This is a genomic window from Staphylococcus sp. EG-SA-2, assembly GCF_017152085.1.
In genome coordinates this window covers 1-2,796 of the sequence record NZ_JACYHC010000590.1, presented here as the reverse complement: position 1 = coordinate 2,796, position 2,796 = coordinate 1, and the positions used below count along the sequence as shown (strand labels likewise).

Below are 2,796 nucleotides of genomic sequence, written 5' to 3'. Positions count from 1 at the left end.
ATTTTATGTATAACACTCTGCCTATTTTACCTTTTAATTACATTACCCCAAACGATTAAACAATATGTAATGATACTATAATTGCGTCAGGAGTATCCGCTTGTTAAATGTGCATAGCTTATATTTAGCTGTTTAACATGCCACATAATGATTCGAATTATTGTTTTAATTAAACCTTTTTCACATATGTATAAATTTTATAGAGCGCATGCTTAATATTTTCATTTGATTCAAAGGCAAAAGATAGCCTTATACTCTTTTCTTTACTGCCATAAATGTAACCCGGATTGATTAATATTTTTTCTTTACTTAACAATTCGTAAAATAAATATTTAATATCTATATCTATTTTAAAGACTAACCATACAAAATAACCTCCACTTGGAACCTCCCAATGTGCTATATCCTTAAATAAATTATTGAGGATGTTTAACATAAAGTCTCGTTTATCTTTTAAAACATACCTTAACTTTACTAAGTGTTTATCATAAGACTTATTTTTCAACATCTCATATACAACCATTTGTGACAAAATACTGGATCCATAGTCAATTTGCATTCTTACATCTGCCAATTGCTCTATTATTTTTTCAGAAGCAACAATCCAACCTATTCTTATTGCTGGTGCAATCGTTTTTGAAAAACTGCTTATATGTATAACTTTTCCCAATTTATCATAAGTTTTGATAGCAGGAGTTGGATCGCTAAAGAAAATATCTCTAAAGATATCATCTTCAATGATAGGAATATTATGTCTTTCGCTATAAGTAATTATATTTTTCTTTTGCTCATTCGTTAAAGAACGACCTGTCGGGTTATTAAACCTAGGTTCTATATAAATCGCTTTATTTTTAAAATTAATAAATCTATCAATGATGGTATTAATTTCATTAATTTGATTATAAGGAACATCAATATGTCTAAAATTCAATTGCTCAAAAACATTTGTAGAGTGAATATATGATGGTGTATTCGAAATTATTATGGCATCTTGACCTAAAAACCCAATAGATAAAAGTTGAATGGCATGTAAAGCGCCTGAAGTGATCATTACATTTTCTCTACCTACATTTATACCTTGCTTTGACATTCGTTCAACGATAATATCTCTTAACTTGATATAACCATAGCCATTATTATAACCAAAAGATAAGTCTTCAATATGACTGGCTGTATTAGACATGGCTTTTTTCAATTGAATATGTGGCATTAACGATATACCCAATTCACCTTTACTTATATGTATATACGAATCATCTGTCTCAATTTTATTAATTAATTGCACCGTATACTGACTTCTTTGTTGAGAGGACCATAACATCATTTCAGACCACTTATTTGTAATATGTGCTTCATTCAAATAGTCATTAACATATGTTCCACTCCCCACTTTAGTATAGATAAATCCTTCAGCCTCTAATAACTCAATACTTTTAATAATCGTCACTCTATTTACGTTGTATTGTATCGCCAACTGCCTCTGTGGAGGTATCTTCATTCCATAAAACCAATCCCCTGTGATTATTTTATCTCTTATGTCACTAGCAATATCTTAATATTTAGCCATCTTCTCCCTCCCTTTTAAAATTGGATAGGTAAATCCATTCAAAATTGGTTGTACTCATTTTAAATCATATTTTTTAATATAGAAACACATAATTAAAGGAGTGATGATATTAATGAATAAACTTCGAGACACTACTTTTCTATCATATTTATTTACTATCATATTGTGGGGATCTGCATTTCCAATGATAAAGATTGCGTTAAATGATTTTAGTGCAGAATCATTGTCGGCATTTCGTTTAATTTTAGCAACAATAATTCTCTTGCCGTTCGTAATTATAAAGAAATTGCCTACCCCTGAACTAAGAGATATCCCTGTTATTTTTATTTTAGGATTTTGTGGATTTGTGATATATCACACAGCTTTAAATTTTGGTGAAACTTTGATTAGTGCAGGTATATCTGGAATTCTAGTCTCTACAACGCCTATTTTTTCTAGTGCTTTAGCTTATATATTTTTAAAAGAGCATTTTTCAAAATGGAATTGGTTAAGTTCACTCGTCGCATTTATAGGAATATCCATTATTTCAATAAGTAAAGATGATTACACAACTATTAATGTATTAGGTGTTTTTATTATTTTACTTGCATCTTTTAGTGAAAGTTTGTATTTTACTTTCCAGAAAAAATACATAGAAAAATACGGCTTCATCGCTTTCACACTATATACAATAATGGCAAGCTCACCATTTATGCTTATTTTTATTCCTGAAATCATCAACGATATACACGGCGCCACTTTTACATCAATAGTATCGGTACTTTATTTAGCTATATTCCCTACTATAATTCCATACGTTTTGCTTGCTTATATTGTGAAGTCAGTTGGTGTCTCTGATGCAACAATGTCTCTTTATTTAACACCTATCGTTTCTTTATTATTATCTTATCTGTTATTAGACGAGCTACCAACAACCCTTGCTATTATAGGCGGAATTATCACTCTACTAGGCGTTAGTTTAAGTAACTTCTTTCAAAATACATAATTATTCCAAGTCCCGCACCTCAGAATCCAAAAACATTCGAGTGATAAAATTTTAAAAATCAAAAATATAAAAATGATCTAATTTCGTCAAATTTACCAATATAAATACTAATATTTACAATTCACAAAGGGGTATAGTCTGAGTGTATTCTAATACGAAAGGACTTGGTGGATATGTATTACAGTTATGGAAATTATGAAGCATTTGCGCGCCCTAAAAAACCTGAAAATGTAGAAAACAAATC

At 29.8% G+C, this 2,796-nt stretch carries 3 protein-coding genes; 2 read left to right on the top strand and 1 reads right to left on the bottom strand.

What is annotated here, in order from left to right; translation table 11 throughout:
• Positions 1 to 169 precede the first annotated feature (169 nt).
• Positions 170 to 1,549, bottom strand: a complete 1,380-nt coding sequence (locus IDG60_RS10465; RefSeq protein WP_078072290.1) for an aminotransferase-like domain-containing protein — start codon at positions 1,547 to 1,549, stop codon at positions 170 to 172.
• A gap of 130 nt (positions 1,550 to 1,679) precedes the next feature.
• Between IDG60_RS10465 and IDG60_RS10460 the strand changes: the two genes are divergently transcribed.
• Together IDG60_RS10460 and IDG60_RS27450 are read left to right on the top strand one after the other, a co-directional pair.
• Positions 1,680 to 2,552 carry a DMT family transporter gene (locus tag IDG60_RS10460; RefSeq protein WP_001038103.1) on the top strand — a complete coding sequence of 291 codons (873 nt, stop codon included), beginning with the start codon at positions 1,680 to 1,682 and terminating at the stop codon, positions 2,550 to 2,552.
• A 173-nt stretch (positions 2,553 to 2,725) separates the two neighbouring features.
• Positions 2,726 to 2,796, top strand: a 71-nt coding sequence (locus tag IDG60_RS27450) for a hypothetical protein (RefSeq protein ID WP_370736952.1), incomplete at its 3' end; no start/stop codon positions are given.